Genomic DNA, 20633 nt, shown 5'->3' with positions numbered 1-20633 from the left:
AGCTCAGAATCTCTGAGCTTTTTTATTTGCTATTCAAAAACATATGCCAATACCTTTAATGCCTGATTTACTGTCTCGACTGTCACATTCGCTTTATTGGATAGTTCTTTTAATGGGTGATGCAACGCTTGGGGCCTGATGAGAATCAATGGTTTTTGCAGGGAAATCGCTGCGCTTGCATCCATCGCCGTATTCCACTGCTTATACTTTTCACCGAATAGGGCGATTACCAAATCAGACTTTTTCATGAGCAGCTGTGTTCTCAGGTTGTTGATCTGGGATGCGGCTTCATCTTTTGCTATTGCATCCACTTGTTCTCCAAGGACGATTTCACCGATATTATCCGACTTATCATGGTCTGTCATCGGTCCTACAAAATCGATGGGAAGGTCCAGAGTCCGTACCTTGTCCGTCAACTCCTCACGCCAAGCTGTGTGAATTTCTCCTGCCAGATAAACTGTAAGTTTCATCCTTATCCCTCCAAATAGTACCTCTTGTAGTTTTCCTGCTTTTTAGTCTATCATAAATAGAGGAATAAAGTGATAATTCGAAAATATCCTTGTCAACACAAAACTATTATAGGTATGATAGATAGAGTGGTATTTTCTAGTCTAAATGTACTAAAGGAGTGGAAGAGTTGTATTTGGGAAGAGCAATTATTTCTATATTTATTTTTTTTATTTTAGTTTTAAGCGGATGTTCCTTATCATTTGAGGATGCTTCAAAGGAAACGTTGAAAGCGGTTGAAGAATCCTTGAGCGAAGAGAAAAAAGAAACGAACGAGGCCAGCGATCAATTCAGCTATTATCTGCCACCTGAGTATGAAGTGGATAGTGCGGCTACCAACAATATTGTCCTGACACATAAAGAACAGACCTATATACTTTTTATCAATCCTTTTGAGCCGGATGCTTCAAAGGTTATTTATGAATCCACACTTGAAGGCTATGATAGTCCTGAAGTGGATGAGACATTTTCCAAAGATGGAGAATTTGGATATGTGATCATTGATAGATTGGATGATGAAAAGGAAGAATTCTATGAGATTACGGTTGGAGTAGGCGGAGTCAAAATGACGACTGTGACCGACCCTGACAATATGGAAAAGAGTGCGGATACGATGATGGAGATTGTATCATCTGTGGAAGTGCAAGGGGAAGAGGGCTAATTACATTAGAATACAGCTGACCAGTCGATGGTTGGCTTTTTTTATTTAAGCTATGTTAAAGGATTATGTTAATATTTGCCACAATCGAACTCTTGTTCTATAATAGGTTTATAAGAACAAATATGGGTGGGGTTCCAAAATGGCACTGAGAGATATATTAGGAGGAAGTATTATGCAGAAAAAAGCTTTAGTAATAATTGATATTCAAAATGACATAACAAAGAATTACAAAAATATCATCGACAATATCAACAAATCAATTGATTGGGCGGTCGAAAATAATATTCATGTTGTTTATATAAGACATGAGAATTTGTCACCTGGTACGAGAACTTTTAAAACAGATACACTAGGTGCCGAATTAGCTCCGGATTTGAAAATAGTATCAGAAAATGTTTTTACAAAATATAAAGGAAACGCATTAACAAGTGAAGAATTCACAGACTTTATTAGTAAAAATGAAATAGACGACTTCTACATCACTGGAGCAGATGTTGTTGCTTGTGTTAAGTCAACTTGCTATAACTTACGTAAATCAAACTATGGGGTTAGTGTACTATCAGATTGCATTACCAGTTATGATAAAAAGAAAATTGATAGTATGATAGACTATTATGAAAGTAAAGGTTGCGAGATAATTTGTTTGAATGACTTAATGATTTAAGAATTTTAAAAGCAGCCAACCCTAGATAAGGAGTCAGCTGCTTTCTTTGATACTATTATTATTTGGATGATTCTTTTTCTTCTTCCAGGCCTATTGCCGCTTCCTTATATGCCTGTTGGCTTTCTTGAGATCCTTCAGGATATTCTATGTCCTCACCATTTTCTTCAGCTTCATCCATAGTTTCGTGGTACTCTGTGACTGCTGAATCTTCTTCGATGTTTTCCTCGACGACCACAAACTGACTCACTTCTTCCTGAAGCTCTGTAGCGATATCAGAAAGGGAGAGTGCCGCCTCATTCACCTGCTCGATTGCAAGGATCTGATGTTCACTTGATGCGCTTACCTGCTCGGAGGCAGCTGCTGCTTCCTCTGAAATGTAATGCACTTCTGATAGTTTTTCCTCAAGCATCACGTTAGAATGGGTAACCTGTGCGATGGCTTGTTGGACATCATTGACTTTATGGTTGATTTCCAGCACATTATGTGCGATTTTTTCAAAAGATGACTTTGTCTGGGTGACGGATTGCTGCTGCAGCTCCCTGTATTCATTGAATTGAAGGGCATCATTGGATAGCTTGCTCATCTGGCTGCCCATTTCAGCGACAAGCTTTTTAATGGAAAGTGCTTCATGCTTGGATCGTTCTGCAAGCTTGCGGACTTCCTGGGCAACTACCGCAAAACCTCTCCCGGCTTCACCCGCTCTTGCAGATTCAATGGCTGCATTAAGCGCAAGAAGATCTGTGTTTTCTGCTATTTCCTGTATGGTTGCTACGATAGTGTGAATCTGCTGTGATTGTTTGGTGGCCTGCTGGACACGCTCTGTCAGATGATTGGCAAGGGTCAGGAATTGCTCGGAAGACTGGTGAAGGTCTTGTACGACTGTCAATCCTTCTTCCCCGACCTCCTTGGCGCTATCAGCCTGAAGCTTGATTTCTTTGCTGAAGCGGTCCGTTTTTCCGACGGCTTCTTTGACGTGATGCAGAATTTCTGTACTTTCATCCAAATGTCTTGCTTGCTCGCTTGATCCCATTGCGACCTGTTTGATTGCTTCATTCACCTCTGTTGATTGTGCGGTCGTTTCCTCTGAAATGGCTGCCAAGTTCTGGGAGGAGGAATGCAGCTTGTCCGTTGCTTCCATTACCTTTAACAAGGATACCTGCATTTTTTCAGCCATGCTGTTGAATGTATGAGCCAGATCGGCCATTTCATCCTGGGTTGTGATAGGTACTCGGTAGGCGAAATTTCCTTCCCCGATCTTAGATGCCCCATCTTTCAGGGAACGGATTGAACGAGCTATTTTCCGATTCAGGAAATAACCGGTGGTGCTCAGGAATAATAGCAACAGAACACTGATGATAAGAGTCAAAAACATGATTGTTTGAAGATTGGAATTCAATTCCTTTTGCAGTTCCCCTTGCAGGGCGGAGACACTGGATTCCACCTCATTGACGCTTGATTCCACTTTATTGCTGATCTCTTCAAAGTTCCGGATATATGTAACTGACATGGTGTAGTTTTCATATAGGGTATTCATTGTTTCCGTATATGGATTGAAAAGGTTGATGATATCGGCTTTTTGCGAATCGGTAAGATCTGATTCGGCAAGAGTCGTACGGAAAGTTTCCGCTGTTTCCTTGAAATCCCGGTAGCGAATCTCCTGCTTCGATGCCAGGTATTGCTGTTCATATAGTCTTAAGTCAAGCAGGACCTCTTCAAGTTCCACCTGGTTTGAGCCTTGTATATTGATGGTCAGGTTCCGGACCATATTCCCCATCTGTCCCTGCAGACCCGTTGATTCTGTAAATCCTATTTCGGTATAAGCTTCTTCTAATGGCTGAAATTCATTTAAATAGTCGGTGGACGAGGCCTGGATTTGCGAAAATAATGCCACAAGATCATCATACTCAGCAAACTGTTTTTTCAGCTTTTCGGATTCAGCAGTAATTCCGGCAAGATTCTCTTTTATTTTCTCTGCTGTTTCGGTACTTGGTACCCTTAGGAACTCCTGCTCATTTTTGCGGGTATCCGCAAAAGAATATTTGATGTCCTTGCTCCCATTCACCGCTTCAAAAAGAGCAGTTTCTTGTTCTGTGGCCTTAGACTGAGTGAAATAGAATAAGAAGTTGAAAAGTAAAACTACGATAAGTCCAAAAATCGCCGTTAGTAAAATAAATCTGACTCTTCCTCTGATAGTTTTCATGGTACCCCCCTAAATCCTTATATCTTTTCGAATTTTATATGTTTTAATAAAAATCAGATATTTTAAAGTAATTATAGACATAATTCAACAAAATTCACAATAAGGTTTTGAAAGATTATGAAAATAAGAATAGAAATATCTATTGCGCTGAAACTAAATTTGGCTATGATTAGTTTGAGGGATTGAATATCTAGGAGGAAAGTGGTGGTTGAATGAAGTCCTTTTTACATAAGAAGGGTGTGACATTGTCACCGAGGGTATATTTGATTGACGGGTTGAGCTATATGGCGCTCGGGTTGTTTTCATCTCTGATTATCGGTCTTATAATAAAAACGGTCGGGGACCAGCTTGAATGGACTTGGTTTACGGAAATGGGCGTCCTCGCAATGGGACTGATGGGTCCGGCCATTGGAGCGGCAGTTGCCTATGGGTTGAAGGCACCGCCATTGGTTTTATTTGCAACCGTCATTGCAGGTGCGGCTGGAGCACAGCTTGGGGGTCCGGCAGGTAGCTTTATTGCAGCCCTTTTTGCAACTGAAATAGGGAAAATAGTTTCTAAGGAAACGAAAGTGGACATACTTGTCACCCCTTTTGTGACGATACTTGTAGGATTTTTCGTTGCAACCTTCATCGGGCCGCCGATCAATTACGGAATGACCAGCCTTGGATCTGTCATCATGTGGGCAACAGAACAGCAACCGATCATCATGGGTGTATTGGTAGCGGTTTTGATGGGGTGGGCTCTGACTGCTCCCATTTCCAGTGCGGCAATAGCATTCATGCTTGGCCTTGAGGGGATCGCAGCAGGCGCGGCAACCATCGGATGTGCCGCCCAAATGGTCGGATTTGCAGTCAGCAGCTACAGGGAAAATAAAGTATCTGGTCTATTGGCAATCGGAATCGGAACTTCCATGCTTCAGGTACCGAACATAATAAGAAATCCGTGGATCATCATACCACCGACCATTGCAGGGGTCGTCTTCGCTCCGATCGGAACAACCATATTTAACATGACCAACGTGAAAGAGGGGGCAGGCATGGGCACGAGTGGCTTTGTAGGTCAGATCATGACATTTGCGTCCATGGGCTTTTCGGTATCCGTGCTGCTCAAAGTCTTGTTGCTTCACATTATTGGCCCGGCTGTGGTAAGTTTAGCCATATCCGAATGGATGAGGAAAAAATCCTATATAAAAGATGGGGATATGAAAATTAATATTGGAGGGTAATGAAAATGAAGAAATTACAATCTTTGGAGCAATATAATGAATTGAAGGATAACCGTAATGTGGTTTTCATGTTTTCCGCTGACTGGTGTCCGGACTGCAGGGTAATCGAGCCGGTATTGCCTGAAATCATGGAAAAGTTCAATGAGTATACATTCATCTATGTGGACCGCGATGAATATATCGATTTATGTGCCGATTTGAGTGTCTTTGGGATCCCTAGCTTTGTAGCATTCAAAAATGGCCAGGAAGCTGGTCGCTTTGTCAGCAAGGATAGAAAAACTCAGGAAGAGATCGAGCAGTTTTTAACTTCCCTATAATAAGAAAGGATGCGAGAAAACTTCTCTCGCATCCTTTTTTTTGATGATTTTTAGTTCTTGTTGCCTTTACCTTTTCCAGGTTTGCCTGGTTTGCCAGGCTTTCCATCGTCTTCGCCAGCTTCATTGATATACAATTTACCTTCAGCAAGCGCACGAGTCACATTATTATATTCGTCAGTCGCTTTTACCTCAATTTCGGCACCGCTGGCAACAACGCTTGAGGTTGCTGTCCAATAACCAACATAGTACCCAGGAGATTGCTCCATCATAGGCAGCTCCACTGCATTGCTTGGCTCATTGTCTTGCAGCATCGATGAAGAATTGGTCAATGGCATACGGATGGAGAATGTTGCACGTAAACCTGGTTCACTGTTAAATTCGATTTTTACAGATTCCCCAGATTTTAAGTGCTTATCTTCCGTAGGCTTCAAGTTCTCAATCACAGGAGCGTCATAATCAGCAAGGATTGTGAGGTCTTGTGTAGAACTGTTTCCTGCAAGATCTTGTGCAATGACCTGGATATTGTTCTCGCCGCTTTCAAGTAGAATACGGTGGGAGAACGCTCCGTCCGTCACCGTAACCTCAGTTCCATTCACCTTTACAAAGTCAAGGTTTTCATCTGTGACCGTTCCGGTGATTGTCGCTGTTTCACGGTTCGTCTTGGACCCATCTTCAGGGCCTGTGATTGTAAGCTCAGGGGCTACTTGGTCAAGCACCACTATTACAGGCTCAGACGGATCTGTCGTTCCATTGTCAGTGGAAGCCTTTGCCGTCAAGACATTCTCTCCGTCATTCAGGGTGATATCGACAGCGAATGTTCCTTCAGCATTAGCTGTAGTAGTGGCCACTTCTTCACCATTATTCAAAACATGTACTGTTGTGGTAGGAGCTGCATTACCTTCTACCGTGACAGTCTCTTCATTTGTATACGATCCATTTGCAGGACTAGTGATGCTAGGTGCTGTCACTTCAAAGTTCACTCTTGCACGGATCATGTAGTTTCCTTCTTCTTCAGGTGAAGGGGACCATGCGCCTCCAACCAATTGCCAGCTGCGTGCTGCATATTCGCCATCTTCATCAGTTGCAAGACCCGGCGTATTCGGATTCGGATGGGATTGGATATATACCATGTAGAAGTCCTGTTCTACGATGATACCGTGTTCAGATAGATCAACATCTGTCCATTCCCCATTTCTTAGTGCCGTTGCATCGAATGGACCTGCAAGCTTATTGCCTGGTGCTCCATCCACACCGGATGCATCATAAACAGCGACCTGGAATGCAGTACCGCCTGGAACAGGCCATTCGGTATCCCAGAAGCGGAATAAACCGCCTGTTACAAGTGCACTGTTTTGTCCTTCAGGAAGGGACATTTTTACTGCCCAACCGTTACCGGCATCATAGAATGCACGTGCATTCTCGGCAGTTCCATCATCATAGCCGATTTCGCCAGGGTAACCGATGAATGGACGAAGCTCTATATCAAGTACCGTTTCGCCGTTCGGCTCTACCCTGACTGGGATATTTTCACTGTAGAAGGAAGGTGCCATGACACGCAATGTGTAATCTCCCTCGTATGCAGTGATAGAGTAGTTGCCGTTCTCATCTGTAGTAACAGGTGCGACAGCAGCATCCTCAACAAGCATGAGCGTTGCATTTGCAATAGGCTCACCCGTTGCACTGTTTGTAACAGTACCTGTGAGAGTACCTTGAGGAATTTCCTCCAGGACAAAGTTTGCGACCGCTTCCCCGTCTGCCGGGATATCCACTGTTTGCTCAGCAGGGTAGTATCCATAGCTCTCTGCTTTGACTGTGTAGATTCCTGCTGCATGCAGCAATTCATATTGGCCGTTTGCAGGGTTCGTATTTACTGTTCTGTCGGTCTCGACAACCGTTACCTGTGCACTTAATGGAAGTGCTGCAGGGTTGAATTCTTCTTTTGATGCATCCTTTTGAACAGGAGTTGCTGCAGGATGGATCTTATCCGGGTTTACTTGTTCTTCCTTCAGTTCTGCGGAATCTTCTTTTTGTACGCCAAGCTGAGTTTTGATTGCAGCTTCAGCGGCATTTGATTCTGCTGAAAGGGCTACATCATCGATATACCAGCCAGCTCGTACTACGCTTCCATCGGTTGTGACGTTAAAGCCGATATAGATGCGTTGTCCTGCATATTCGGACAGGTCGACTTCCCTTGCCTGCCACTCCGTAGTCACACCGTCAAAACGGAGAAGCTGTGTCCAATTTTCCTGGTCAGTCGAAACAAACACATGGGCAAAATCATAGCGTGTTTCAAGGTTATGCCAGTTCATGAACTGCAGATAGGCTGCACTGTCTGCAGGCAGGTCCACAGGAGGCATAACAAGTGTCATGTTTGCACGGTTCCCGTAATTTCCTTCAAGGTTAGTGGCATAGACCTTCTCTCCGGAGTTGGCAGCACCAGGTCCGCTCGTTGGAGCACCCCATTGCCAAGAATTTTCCGCCCCGAAGGAATACCAGCCAATCGGATCGGATTCAAAGTCTTCTGAGTAGCCTAGCCCAATTCCAGGCTGTACGCTCACATCATATGTGTCAGAAGCAACTTCATTTCCTCCGAAATCGACAATCAGCCATTTGTAGGAAACAGATGGAACTTCGATTGCTTCACCTGGAATGGAAGCGGTGTAGACGGCATCATTATAGGTGCCAGATGCACGCTCGGCATCGATGCTCACCCAACTGCCATCCTGAGCCAAGTATTGAAGTGTAACAGAAGAAATACTTACATTATCCTGGACGCTGATGCTTAGTGGTAAATTCATTCCAGCGTATGTTTCTTCAGGGGGAGTATGTTCAAAAGTAGGAGCTTCATCGTCTTCTCCATCCTTTGCAACCTGTCCTTTGATTTTCCCTAAGCCAGAGATGATGGAGGATACTGCATCGAATGCATTCACAATTCCATGCCCATATCCATTGTTTGGAGTTTCAGGGAATGCGGAGTCGGTTCTAGGTGTGGCTGTGGTCATTAAAATTTCCTCGATGTCACTGATAGTCAAAGCGGAATTGACTTGTTTAAGTAGGGCTACAACACCGGCAACATGCGGGCTTGCCATGGATGTACCGCTGGCAGCACCATATTGGTTGCCCGGGAAGGAAGATCGTACGCCAACTCCAGGTGCAGAAACTTCCGGCTTAATTTCTCCATAAGGAGATGGACCTTGAAGGGAGAAGCTTGCCAGATTCATGTTTACATCTGTTGCTCCAGTTGCAAAGCTTTCAGGATAGTTACCAGGATTGGAAACCGAACCCGGTCCTCCTGGATTTCCTGCACGGGTATTACCTGCAGCAAATGCCGGGAAGATCTCAGCAGCTGTCCATGCCTGGACCATTGGGCGATACCACTCGTCAAGACCTGCTCCGCCACCCCATGAGTTGTTGACAACATCAGGTGCCATTGCAGGATTCGGAACGCCATTTGCATCCTTTGGTGCCAGGATCCATTCACCTGCTGCCAGCAATGCAACATCGGTTCCTCCTGAAGGTGTGAAAGCTTTTACCGCTATCCATTTAGCTCCAGGTGCCACACCGATCTGGTTGGAACCATTAGGCTCAGAACCAGTCATTGTACCTGTTACATGCGTTCCATGCCCATCATCATCATAAGGTGCTGATTGGTTGGCAGGAGTTGCATCAAACCAGTTATACTCGTGACTTGGGCTTGAAGGGTTATTGGCATCATATCCACGATACTTCTCTACCAATGCCGGGTGATTCCACTGGACACCTGTGTCGATACTTGCAACAACAGTTCCTGTCCCATCCACTCCCATTTCCCAAGCCTGCGGAGCCCCGATTTGCGCCACGCCCCACTCGATATTTTCCAATCCTGCAGCCGGCTTTTGGCTTTCTATCGCCAGGCCGACACTGCTTGAATCTTGAGCTTCAATTTGCGGGTCAAGCTGTCTTGTTTCGTTAGGAAGAAGTTTATCCACCTCTGGAAACTGAGCAAGCTTTTCCATTACTTCTTTTGTAGCAGTGACTGCCATACCGTTCACCACATAGAAGGATTGAATATCCTTGGCGTTTCCGGCTTCCATTTCTTTTTCAAGAAATTCTTTCACATTCACTTGTGTTTCGATTGCAGTCGCTCTCAGTTCAGAAACAACCGCATTTCGTTTCATCAGCTTTTCCTGGTTTGCAGTAGCAGCCTTGGCCTTTGCTGATTCCGCTGCTTTGTTGGCTACTGCAATTGTGTCAACCTGCTCTTTGAATTTGATAAGGAAAGTGACTTTTTCACCGTCCTTGGAGAATTGGGTCGAAAGGCGATCTGGGATTTTATTAGCTGCGACTTGCTTCGATTCCCCCTTCAAGGAAACTGAAGCACCCTTTCCTTGAGCTGAAGCTTTGTTAAACGTGAAACTTGGAACGATCAAAAGTAAACACATAATGATACTGAATACTCTAGCGATATTACGTTTCCTTCTCATTCAACATCCCCCTCAAATTGGTTTTGATCAACCGTACGACATGCAACCCCCTTTCTTTGACAAATACTCCTACCATTTAGTTTGCGAGAATGGTAGAAACCGGCCGCTTTACTAGAAAAAAGCCGGTATATGTAAGTTTTTCTAAGTTGACAATTTAAGAGTAAATAAGAATGTAGAAGAAGAATGTCGAAATAAAGGGTAAAATATCAGAATATTCTAAAAATGATTCTTTCGGTTTAGTTGGATTTTTTTGGATGGTAAAATAGTACAAGAACGCAAATACAACCAAAACAAAGAAATAATGTAAAAATATTCTACTAATTCCATATTTGGTAGGATATCTTCAATGATTCATTGGTAAGGATAGTGCTAGGTATTAGTGACTACCTTAAAGGAAAATAAATGAAATGAAATAAAATCGAGGATTTATGACTAATGCAAGTATTCCTACAAGAATAAAGCAGCACCTTATAAGTGGAAGGAACCAGAGGTAATCAAGAAACGGGAGAGACTTTACTACTAGTTTTTATTTTAAGGGGTATTATTTTCCTGCTCGTGAAAATAGTGTTTCAGGAAAATTTCAGTTCGATGGAGAAAAAAGAGGAAAAGCGGCTTTCAAGTTACACGCTGTCTATTTTTGTTGTACAATAAAGGTTGACATAAATGAGAGAAGGGAATGTTCCTCATGGAGAAAATGACCGTCCATAAAATCAGGCGGATGATGGAAGACAGGCTGTCCAATCCTAATTGGACTTTTACATATGATAGAGAACAAGAGACGTTGCGGGTAGAGGATAAAGAAACCAAAAAAGGGATCAACGTTTCCCTTCAAGGTGTTCTGGCAAAATACGAACAAATTGATGACCAAAAAGCCATCGAAGAGTACGTATATTATGTTAAGGAAGCATTGACGAGCATGAGGGTGCCAATTAAATTGAACGGTGCGGAACGGCACATCTATCCGGTTATCCGATCTACTTCCTTTCCTACATCAAGCAATGATATCCCGCTTGTCTACGATGAACATACCGCTGAGACGCGTATTTACTATGCAATCGATCTGGGGAAATCCTATAAACTGATTGATGAGAAGCTGCTTCAAAAAGAGAGCCTTGAAAAGAAAACGATAAAAGAGATGGCCATGTTCAATGTCCGCTCACTCCCGACGAATGTAAAAGAGGATGCTGTAGCGGGCAACACTTTCTATTTTGTGCGTTCCAATGATGGCTATGATGCAAGCAGGATCCTGAATGAAAGTTTCCTCGATTCTTTTAAAAAGCAGATTACAGGAACGATGACAGTGGCTGTGCCCCATCAGGATGTACTAATAGTTGCTGACATTCAAAATGAGGTAGGGTATGATGTACTTGCTGAATTGACGATGAGTTTCTTTGTGAATGGAAAAATACCGATTACCGCCCTGTCCTTCCTATATGAAGAAGGACAATTGGAGCCGATTTTCATCCTTGGGAAAAATAATAAGGATACAAAATGAAAGAAGGGGTTTACACATGAAGGTATTCTATAATAAAGAAGGTATTGGCGATACACTTCTAATTTACATAAAAGACATGGAACTCAAAAATAGGATCTTCGAAAAAAAAGGGGACGTAGCACGCATCCTTGACAGTGAAACAAAAGAAGTGGCCGGCTACAATCTTTTTAATGCTTCAAAGTATATCGAAGTGAATCAGTTTAACGGCCAAGTGGAACTGACAGAAGAAGTGGCCGAGAAAATCAATGATGCCTTCAAAGAAAACGGAGTCGAGGAGAGCTTTTCCCCAGACCTGAGCCCAAAGTTTGTCGTAGGCCATGTATTGGAAAAGGAAAAGCATCCAAACGCAGACAAGCTGAGTGTATGTAAAGTCGATGTTGGCACAGAGGTGCTTCAGATTGTCTGTGGCGCACCTAACGTGGATAAAGGCCAGCATGTCGTGGTAGCCAAAGTCGGGGCAGTGATGCCAAGTGGATTACTGATCAAGGATGCAGAACTGCGTGGGATTGCTTCTTCCGGAATGATCTGCTCCGCCAAAGAATTGGACCTGCCGGATGCACCTGCCGAAAAAGGGATCTTAGTTCTTGATGCCGATGAATACAAAGCAGGACAACCTTTTGGGAAGTAAAATCAAAGAATATACCACTAGACTGTTCTAGTGGTATTTTTTGCTAAAATAAAGTGCGAAAGAGTGTGATAGATGTGAACTGGTTTAAAAAGCTGTTTGCTCAGCTGAATGATGATGTCGAGCAGGAGAGAATTGAGCAGAGTTATGCTAAGAAACCGGAACAGAAGACGGAACAGAAGAATATACAGGCAAGGATTTCCTATCAGTATCCAAACGGCAAGTTCCGCTTTCCGTTAATTCCCGATGGAGAGAAGGATGTGACGGAACCACCTCCGCAAATGGCGGCCAAAAAGAAGAAGGAAACTGTAGCTTCACAAGCCAGGGAGATTCCAGAGCCTATCATAAAAGAACAAACTAAAAAAGAAGTACCGACTGCCAAAAAGGTGACACCAAAGAAAGTGGAACCGAACTGGAAAGAAAAGAAGCCGTTCCACCCAACTGAAGTAGTTTCCCCGGTATATGGATATAGCCTCCGGCCGCCTGCAAGAAAGAAAGTGGAGGTGGAGGAGGTCATTCCGGAAATCGAATTGGAAAGCCTAAGTTTTGCAGCACAGAACGACGAAGAAGTAACATTAGATCCTATCCAGGAAGAGGCATCAGTCGACCAAGAAGACTCTTATAACATAACAGAGACAGCTCAAGAAAAGGTACAAGCCTTCAGCTTTGGACTGTTGAAAGAGGAGAATCACTATAACAGGCAAATCGAGGAGGAAGAAACTCCAAAAAGTGAAATATTTAAAAGCAATGCCGAAGTAGAAGTGGATCATTACCGCAAAGAACAGGAAATGCCCATTGAGACAACTCCTGAGGTAAGGGACAACTTCGAAATTGAAGAGGAGGAGGTTTCACAACCGGTAGAAGAGTACCCACCTGTATTGGTGGAGCAGACTGAATCCTTTACACCTATCGAAGAAAAAAGTTCAAATGAGATGGAACTGCCGCAGGAAAAACCTAAAACCCAGTCCTTGCAAAAAGAAGCATCAGCCATAAAGCCAAGGCGGGAATCGGAGAATAATAGAAATAAAGAATATAAGAGACAGCATATTCCCTATAATGTGTTGATGCTGAAACAGGATAAACGCACCTTGGAAAAGAGGAAAACAGAAGAGGTTCAGCTTGAATACTACCGGAAGCCGCCTATCCATCTTCTGAATATCCCCCCACAGCATTCCGAGGATGACAGGGAATGGGTGGAGGATCAAAGAAGGCTTCTAGATGAGACGCTGCATCATTTCCGGGTGGGGGCGAAGGTCGTAAAAGCAACACAGGGCCCTTCGGTGACACAGTTTGAAGTACAGCCAGAGCCTGGGGTAAAGGTGAATAAAATCACGAATCTCAGTGATGACATCAAATTGAGCCTGTCGGCAAGGGATATCAGGATGGAAGCGCCTATCCCGGGAAAAAATACGATTGGAATAGAGGTCCCAAACCGGGTAAGCAAACCTGTACTGATCCGGGAAATAATCAGGCATCCATCATTTATTCAAAATGCTTCCCCTTTGACGGTTGCCATGGGATTGGATATTTCCGGCCAACCGGTTGTGCTTGACCTGCAGAAGATGCCTCATGGATTGATTGCAGGGGCGACTGGATCCGGAAAAAGTGTTTGTGTGAATTCCATCATCATGAGCTTGCTCTATAAGAGCACGCCAGATGAAGTAAAGCTCTTGCTGATCGATCCGAAAATGGTCGAGTTGACACCATACAATCATATTCCTCACCTTGTCAGCCCTGTCATCACAGATGTTAAGGCTGCCACGGCCGCGCTGAAGTGGGCGGTGGAGGAAATGGAAAGAAGATATAGCCTGTTTGTTCATGCAGGAGTAAGGGATATTGCAAAATACAACGAAGGTGCAAAAAAGCATAAGCAGGAAACCTTGCCTTATATGGTCATTATCATCGATGAGCTCGCAGATCTGATGATGGTGGCACCAAGTGACGTGGAAGAGGCAATCTGCCGCATTGCCCAAAAAGCGAGAGCTTGCGGAATGCATCTGCTTATCGCGACACAGAGACCTTCTGTGGATGTCATAACAGGATTGATCAAAGCGAATATCCCGACTCGTATCGCCTTCTCCGTATCCTCACAGGTGGATTCAAGAACGATCATCGATATCGGCGGTGCGGAAAGGCTTCTTGGCAGAGGGGATATGCTTCTGCTTGAAAATGGAGCACCAAAGCCAATCCGTGTGCAAGGAAACTTTGTATCGGATGAAGAAATCGAAAAAGCGGTATCACACGTTAGAAAAGAGCAAAAACCCACTTATCTGTTCGAACAGACGGAATTGTTGAAAGAAAGCTATGTTCAAGAAGATGAATTGTTCCTTGAGGCATGCCAGTTTGTGGTGGATCAGAACGTCGCTTCCACATCAAGCCTTCAGCGCAGATTCAGAATCGGTTATAACCGTGCGGCCAGGCTGATGGAATTGATGGAGGACCAAGGAGTCATTTCCGGTCCAAAAGGAAGTAAGCCTCGCGATGTATTGGTCTCCGAGGAAGAACTGATAACCAGGCATGAAGCGGAATAAGGATGAACACGTAAGGAAAAGTTGTAAATGGATATAAACTTCTTATAATATAGATAATAGTAAATAAGACAAGTAAAGGGAGGTTGGGTAATTCTTTCCTGCCCCCTATGCTTTTAGTAACCAGTCTTCCTTATTTAACAGCCATTAAATAGAGGACTTAAGGAGCTTTTTGGATGAAAGAAATAGAGTTAAAGCTACAAGGGAAAATAAAAAGGTTGACCAATCGTACATTTAAATTCGATGAACGTGTGAAAGAAGGCTGGTTTTCCGCGGTCTATTTCCTTAAAACTCGTGAAATCGTACGTGACTATAAGCCTGACAATATCGTCACCATGCAATTTTTTCAAAAAGAGCATGCAGTACTGTGTGGTACGGACGAAGTGATCGCCCTGATAAAAACCTTTGCAGATGATCCGGATGCCCTGGAAATTTTCTCACTGAAGGATGGAGATAAAATAAGCCCATTTGAGACGGTCCTCACAATCACAGGTCCTTATCAAAACTTTGGGTTCCTGGAGGGTGTCATCGATGGCATCCTGGCAAGGCGCACTTCAGTGTCTACGAATGTGTATAATGTGGTCAAGGCTGCAGGGCAGAAGCCAGTCATTTTCATGGGTGACCGGGATGACCACTTCACCCAGCAGGCAGGGGACGGATATGCTGCACATATCGGCGGTTCCACAGCCCAGGCTACACATGCGATGAACGAGTGGTGGGGTAAAAAAGGTATGGGGACGATGCCGCATGCCCTTATCCAACTATTCAATGGTGATGTAGTCGAAGCATCCAAGGCCTATCATGAGAAGTTCCCAGAGGATGATTTGCTTGTCCTGGTTGATTACAACAACGATGTGATCACTGATGCACTAAAGGTTGCCAGAGTCTTTGGCGACAAACTCAAAGGTGTCCGCATTGATACATCAAGAACGATGATCGACCAGCACTTCATACGCAACCAGGATGTATTGGGTACGTTTGATCCACGGGGAGTGAATGCTCCATTGGTGTTTGCATTAAGGGAAGCGCTCGATAAGGAAGGCTTTCAGCATGTGAAAATCGTGGTGAGCGGGGGCTTCAATCAACAGAGGATCATGGAATTCGAAGAGCAGCAAGTTCCGGTGGACATCTATGGTATCGGAGGCAGCCTGCTGAAGATCAATATTGGTTTTACCGGGGACAATGTCATGCTGAACGGGGAACCTCAAGCTAAATCCGGGCGGAAGTACCGATTCAATGAACGTTTGGAAAAAGTGGATTAACATCTTCATAAAGCCTTTTTTAAAACTGATGGGACGAAGCTTCTATCAGTTTTTCTCCCATGAAGGATCAGGAGTGCTTCCTGCACTCCTGTGATAAAGTGGAGCATAATTGAAATACATGCTATAATAACAAATTGTTGGGCAAAAAATTACTATACATATGGTTTGATGGCATTCGAATGAGGGAATTATCACTTTGAGATGTAAATCATATACTGTAACTATCGAAGTTACGGAGGCATTGCCTGCAAATAAAAAACTACTATTCGGTTCGACTGCGAGAAGGCTGCAGACGGATTATATATAGATAAATGTTGGAGGTTTTTTCATGACCATTTATCATTTTGTTGGTATTAAAGGTACAGGGATGAGTGCTTTAGCTGGTATTCTTCACGATATGAAATTTGAAGTTCAAGGTTCGGATATTGAAAAGAAATTCTTTACTCAAAAAGGTCTGGAAGAAAAGGGAATCACCATCCTTCCTTTTGACAAGGACAATGTAAAAGATAATATGACAGTAATCGCAGGAAATGCTTTTCCTGATACCCATGAAGAAATTGTGGCGGCACATGAATTGAATATTCCTGTCATCCGTTATCCACAATTCCTTGGTCAGTTCATGGAGAAATTCACAAGTGTCGCTGTAACAGGTGCACATGGGAAAACTTCAACAACCGGATTATTGGCTCATGTCATCCAAGGGGCAAAGCCGACTTCCTTCCTGATAGGGGATGGTACCGGCAGAGGTGCGGAGGACAGTGAATATTTCGTATTCGAGGCATGTGAATACAAAAGGCATTTCTTATCCTATCACCCTGATTATACAATCATGACAAACATTGATTTTGACCATCCTGACTATTTCGGAAGCATCGATGATGTCTTCAATGCATTCCAGGAAATGGCCCTGCAAGTAAAGAAAGGGATCATCGCTTGTGGTGATGACGAGTATCTGCAGAAAATCCAGGCAAAGGTTCCGGTCATCTATTATGGTCTCGGCGAAGAAAACGACTTCCAGGCAAGACATATCGAGAAGTCTACAGAAGGAACCACCTTCGACGTATTCGTCCGCAACAACCATTATGCGACGTTCAAGATCAATGGGTATGGCGATCATAATATCATGAACTCCCTGGCAGTCATTGCACTGTGCCATTATGAAGGAGTACCTGTAGAGGTCATCCAAAGCCAATTGCTGACTTTCGGTGGAGTAAAGCGCAGATTCTCCGAAAAAGTGGTCGGTTCCCAAGTATTGATCGATGATTATGCCCATCATCCAACTGAAATTCGCGCAACAATCGAAGCAGCGAATCAAAAGTACCCGAATCGTGACGTAATCGCAGTTTTCCAACCACACACTTTCACCAGAACACAGACGTTCCTGAATGAGTTCGCTGAAAGCCTTAGTGGTGCAGACTTTGTCTACCTTTGCGACATCTTCGGTTCTGCAAGGGAAAACCAAGGGAAGCTGACAATCAACGATCTGAAAGAAAAAATCGACAAGGCAGAAATCCTGAGTGAAGAAGGTACTAAGTTGTTAACACGCCATGAAAATGCAGTCATCATCTTCATGGGTGCCGGTGACATCACAAAATTCCAGGAAGCTTATGAGAAACTGCAAACTGCGGAATCGAATTAAGCATATATGAATATTGAAAGAGAATGAGGTAGTTTTTATGCCTTGTTCTCTTTTTTGTTTGGGCGGGCTTAAGAGGTGGTGTGGAGATGGTGCATGCTTCCTTACAGGGGGGGAATTGGAATGAAAACGTAATACGGGTTGGGAAGGCGAACCAGGTAAGAATAGGGCTTAATTGTGCCGTGAGGAGGGTCGAATAAGGGGGGGACGCGGTAAGAAAAGTGTTGAATCGTACCGTGAGGAGGGTCAAATAAGGAGAGGCGCGGTAAGAAAAGTGTTGAATCATACCGTGAGGAGGGTCGAATAAGGAGGGGGACGGTAAGAAAAGGACTGAATCATGCCGTGAGAAGAGTCAAAAAAGGAGGGGGACGGTAAGAAAAGGACTGAATCATGCCGAGAGAAGAGTCAAAAAAGGAGGGGGACGGTAAGAAAATGTTTGAATCGTACCGTGACAAGGGCTAATCAACGAGAGGCACGGTAAGAAAAGGCCCGAATCGTGCCGTCACTTAGATCAAAACGGAGCAATGCGGTACGAAAACCTATGAATCATAAAGTCTCCTTGAGTAGGTGAAGAGTTTAATAGAAAGGGCGGCATTAAAAAGGAATTGATTCCTTGAGTGTATCAAAACATCTAGAGAGAGGGAATCAAAAGGGAGTAATGATACCTTGGGTCAGTCAAAACCGCTAGAGAGAGGGAATCAAAAGCGAGTAATGATACCTTGGGTCAGCCAAAAACGCTAGAGAGAGGGAATCAAAAGGGAGTAATGATACCCTGGGTCAGCCAAAACCTCTAGAGAGAGGGAATCAAAAGAGAGTAATGATACCCTGGGTCAGTCAAAACCGCCAGAGAGAGGGAATCAAAAGGGAGTAATGATACCCTGGATCAGCCAAAAACGCTAGAGAGAGGGAATCAAAAGGGAGTAATGATACCCTGGGTCAGCCAAAAATGCTAGAGAGAGGGAATCAAAAGGGAGTAATGATACCCTGGTACAGTCAAACCCGCCAGAAAGAGTGAATCAAAAGAGAGTAATGATACCCTGGTACAGTCAAACCCGCCAGAGAGAGTGAATCAAAAGGGAGAAATGATACCCTGGGTCAGCCCAAACCCGCTAGAGTAAGGGAATCAAAGAGTAATCAAAGAAAACTACTTATTCAATGAAGCCGTAACGATCCAACAAATCGAAAAAAATGGACCCGCCCCACCAATAACAGTGAGCACGAATCCATTCACATCCTATAATCAAACTTATTTCAAATTCTCCGGATTCAAGCTTTCCAACTCAGGGATGACGAACAGGCCGTCTTTGCGGATCAGTACATCATCAAAATAGATTTCCCCGCCGCCATATTCAGGGCGTTGGATCATGACCATATCCCAGTGGATATCGGAGTCGTTTCCATTGTAGGCGTCTTCATATGCCTGTCCTGGAGTGAAGTGGAAGCTTCCGTCAATCTTCTCATCAAACAGGATATCCTGCATCGGGTGCTGGATATACGGGTTCACACCGATGGCAAATTCCCCGATGTAACGTGCACCTTCGTCGGTGTCAAAGATTTTGTTGATGCGGTCGGAATCATTTGCAGAAGCTTCTACGATTTTACCGTCCCTGAAAGTCAGTTTGACATTTTCATAAGTGAATCCTTGATAAGGAGAAGGCGTATTGTAGCTGATTATCCCATTAACAGAATCTCTGACAGGGCATGTATAGACCTCACCGTCAGGAATATTCATTTCCCCTGCACATTTGATTGCCGGGATATCCTTGATGGAGAATGTGAGATCCGTTCCTTCCCCAGTAATGCGCACTTTATCGGTCTTGTTCATGAGCTCGACAAGTGCATCCATTGCATCGCTCATTTTTCCATAGTCAAGGTTGCAGACATCAAAATAGAAGTTCTCAAAGCCTTCGGTGCTCATTTTTGCGAGCTGTGCCATGGAGGCATTAGGGTATCTTAGTACTACCCATCTTGTTTTAGGGACGCGGATGTCACGGTGAACCTTTTTGCCGACTGTGCTTCCCTGGATTTTCTGCTTTTCATCCGGTACATCGGATAGTTCACTGATGTTATCGCCGGAACGCAATCCTATATATGCGTCCATATTTTTCATCACATTTGCTTCAAAATCTGCCTTCATGTTGAATTGTTCTTCATTTGCACCCATTAGCAGTGCGCGATCTACTTGTACATCCTTTAAGGATACGAACGGATAGCCGCCAGCTTTGTATGCCTCTTCTACCAAAGCGACAACAAGCTCCCGTTGAAGGCCGAAGTTTTCAATTAATACTTTTTCGCCTTTTTGCAATTTAACCGAGTAATTTATCAGGTTTTTGGCTAAAGTCTGAATGCGAGGATCTTTCAAGATTATTGCCCCCTATATAATAAAGTTTAGTATGTAACCATTTTATTGTAACCGAATTCACGGAGTTTGTTTAATTTTTTTGATTTCGCATTCGCAAAAAATATATGCATTTTTTCTTTGATAGCGCATTTTTTTGCAGGGATTTTGTCTTTTTCATAGAATAAGAAGTGGTATAAGATGTTTAAACTTTATCATGTGGGGTAAACAACTAGTATGCAAATATTCAGCAGGAGGTGTCAGATTTGATCGACTTGCTCTACGTGAGTGCCATTATCGTAGCAATTGCATTTTTAGTATTAGTAATTTTTGTTTCGAAAACTCTTCGTTCTGTGCAGGGCACATTGGATCAAGTTGCGGGTACTCTTGGAAGTATCGAAAAACAGATGCAGGGAATCACGACAGAGACCGAGCAGATATTACATAAAACCAACGTTTTGATGGATGATATTCAAGATAAATCGCAGCAGCTTAATACGGTTGTAACGGCGGTTAAGGATGTTGGTAATTCCATTCAAGGGTTTAATCATTCCGTATCACGGTTATCAAATAATGTAGCACATCAGTTGGATCAGAATCAGGATAAGGTTTCCCAGGTGGTTCAATGGTCCAATGTTGCAATGGAGCTTGTGGAAAAATGGAATGAGAGAAAACAGAAAAACAAAATCAACAAATTATGAGGAGGAATCG

At 43.6% G+C, this 20633-nt stretch carries 14 protein-coding genes; 10 read left to right on the top strand and 4 right to left on the bottom strand.

The features are described 5' to 3' along the window. Nucleotides 1-29: 29 nt before the first annotated feature. Nucleotides 30-470: a YtoQ family protein gene (locus JOC95_RS15705; RefSeq protein WP_204418161.1), complete on the bottom strand. Its 441-nt coding sequence runs from the start codon at nucleotides 468-470 to the stop codon at nucleotides 30-32. 167 nt (nucleotides 471-637) lie between these two features. On the opposite strand from JOC95_RS15705, the gene JOC95_RS15700 reads away from it, so the two are divergent. Then, nucleotides 638-1168, top strand: a complete 531-nt coding sequence (locus JOC95_RS15700) for a hypothetical protein (protein ID WP_204418160.1) — start codon at nucleotides 638-640, stop codon at nucleotides 1166-1168. A 139-nt stretch (nucleotides 1169-1307) separates the two neighbouring features. Beyond that, entirely contained in the window at nucleotides 1308-1832 is a 525-nt protein-coding gene (locus tag JOC95_RS15695) for a cysteine hydrolase family protein (protein WP_239582962.1), read from the top strand. 58 nt (nucleotides 1833-1890) lie between these two features. Here the strand turns inward: JOC95_RS15695 and JOC95_RS21725 are convergent, their stop codons facing one another. Then, complete coding sequence (locus tag JOC95_RS21725) at nucleotides 1891-4032, bottom strand: methyl-accepting chemotaxis protein (protein ID WP_204418159.1); 2142 nt, start codon at nucleotides 4030-4032, stop codon at nucleotides 1891-1893. 212 nt (nucleotides 4033-4244) lie between these two features. Between JOC95_RS21725 and JOC95_RS15685 the strand changes: the two genes are divergently transcribed. Next, entirely contained in the window at nucleotides 4245-5258 is a 1014-nt protein-coding gene (locus tag JOC95_RS15685) for a PTS sugar transporter subunit IIC (protein WP_204418158.1), read from the top strand. A 5-nt stretch (nucleotides 5259-5263) separates the two neighbouring features. Continuing rightward, nucleotides 5264-5575, top strand: a complete 312-nt coding sequence (locus JOC95_RS15680; RefSeq protein ID WP_204418157.1) for a thioredoxin family protein — start codon at nucleotides 5264-5266, stop codon at nucleotides 5573-5575. 50 nt (nucleotides 5576-5625) lie between these two features. Here JOC95_RS15680 and JOC95_RS15675 read toward each other — a convergent pair whose 3' ends face one another. Continuing rightward, a complete protein-coding gene (locus tag JOC95_RS15675; RefSeq protein ID WP_204418156.1) occupies nucleotides 5626-10038 on the bottom strand; it encodes a S8 family peptidase in 4413 nt (1470 codons plus the stop codon). Nucleotides 10039-10732: 694 nt separating this feature from the next. Here JOC95_RS15675 and JOC95_RS15670 point away from each other — a divergent pair. The 5 genes from JOC95_RS15670 (at nucleotide 10733) to murC (ending at nucleotide 17587) form a co-directional block, all read left to right on the top strand. After that, nucleotides 10733-11533 carry a DUF1444 domain-containing protein gene (locus tag JOC95_RS15670; RefSeq protein WP_419096257.1) on the top strand — a complete coding sequence of 267 codons (801 nt, stop codon included), beginning with the start codon at nucleotides 10733-10735 and terminating at the stop codon, nucleotides 11531-11533. A gap of 16 nt (nucleotides 11534-11549) precedes the next feature. Next, nucleotides 11550-12161: a YtpR family tRNA-binding protein gene (ytpR, locus tag JOC95_RS15665; protein ID WP_204418154.1), complete on the top strand. Its 612-nt coding sequence runs from the start codon at nucleotides 11550-11552 to the stop codon at nucleotides 12159-12161. Nucleotides 12162-12235: 74 nt separating this feature from the next. Beyond that, a complete protein-coding gene (locus tag JOC95_RS15660; RefSeq protein ID WP_204418153.1) occupies nucleotides 12236-14689 on the top strand; it encodes a DNA translocase FtsK in 2454 nt (817 codons plus the stop codon). Nucleotides 14690-14862: 173 nt separating this feature from the next. Beyond that, nucleotides 14863-15948 carry a nicotinate phosphoribosyltransferase gene (locus tag JOC95_RS15655; RefSeq protein WP_204418152.1) on the top strand — a complete coding sequence of 362 codons (1086 nt, stop codon included), beginning with the start codon at nucleotides 14863-14865 and terminating at the stop codon, nucleotides 15946-15948. Between the two features lie 328 nt (nucleotides 15949-16276). Further along, on the top strand, nucleotides 16277-17587 hold the full coding sequence (gene murC, locus JOC95_RS15650) for a UDP-N-acetylmuramate--L-alanine ligase (protein WP_204418151.1): 1311 nt from the start codon (nucleotides 16277-16279) through the stop codon (nucleotides 17585-17587). Nucleotides 17588-18830: 1243 nt separating this feature from the next. Here the strand turns inward: murC and JOC95_RS15645 are convergent. Next, a complete protein-coding gene (locus JOC95_RS15645) occupies nucleotides 18831-19946 on the bottom strand; it encodes an aminopeptidase (protein ID WP_204418150.1) in 1116 nt (371 codons plus the stop codon). Between the two features lie 242 nt (nucleotides 19947-20188). Here JOC95_RS15645 and JOC95_RS15640 point away from each other — a divergent pair, with 242 nt between their 5' ends. Beyond that, nucleotides 20189-20623: a DUF948 domain-containing protein gene (locus JOC95_RS15640; protein ID WP_204418149.1), complete on the top strand. Its 435-nt coding sequence runs from the start codon at nucleotides 20189-20191 to the stop codon at nucleotides 20621-20623. Nucleotides 20624-20633: the final 10 nt, after the last annotated feature.

Origin of the sequence: Sutcliffiella tianshenii, assembly GCF_016908565.1 — a bacterium.
Lineage (GTDB): Bacteria > Bacillota > Bacilli > Bacillales > Bacillaceae_I > Sutcliffiella_A > Sutcliffiella_A tianshenii.
Note: the sequence above shows the minus strand (reverse complement) of the source record. Positions and strands in the feature narration are given on the sequence as shown.

Coding starts and splice junctions, on each gene's coding strand:
- JOC95_RS15670 (WP_419096257.1), top strand. CDS start 10,733: ATGACCGTCCATAAAATCAGGCGGATGATGGAAGACAGGCTGTCCAAT.
- JOC95_RS15685 (WP_204418158.1), top strand. CDS start 4,245: ATGAAGTCCTTTTTACATAAGAAGGGTGTGACATTGTCACCGAGGGTA.
- JOC95_RS15655 (WP_204418152.1), top strand. CDS start 14,863: ATGAAAGAAATAGAGTTAAAGCTACAAGGGAAAATAAAAAGGTTGACC.
- ytpR (WP_204418154.1), top strand. CDS start 11,550: ATGAAGGTATTCTATAATAAAGAAGGTATTGGCGATACACTTCTAATT.
- murC (WP_204418151.1), top strand. CDS start 16,277: ATGACCATTTATCATTTTGTTGGTATTAAAGGTACAGGGATGAGTGCT.
- JOC95_RS15675 (WP_204418156.1), bottom strand. CDS start 10,038: ATGAGAAGGAAACGTAATATCGCTAGAGTATTCAGTATCATTATGTGT.
- JOC95_RS15695 (WP_239582962.1), top strand. CDS start 1,308: ATGGCACTGAGAGATATATTAGGAGGAAGTATTATGCAGAAAAAAGCT.
- JOC95_RS21725 (WP_204418159.1), bottom strand. CDS start 4,032: ATGAAAACTATCAGAGGAAGAGTCAGATTTATTTTACTAACGGCGATT.
- JOC95_RS15705 (WP_204418161.1), bottom strand. CDS start 470: ATGAAACTTACAGTTTATCTGGCAGGAGAAATTCACACAGCTTGGCGT.
- JOC95_RS15680 (WP_204418157.1), top strand. CDS start 5,264: ATGAAGAAATTACAATCTTTGGAGCAATATAATGAATTGAAGGATAAC.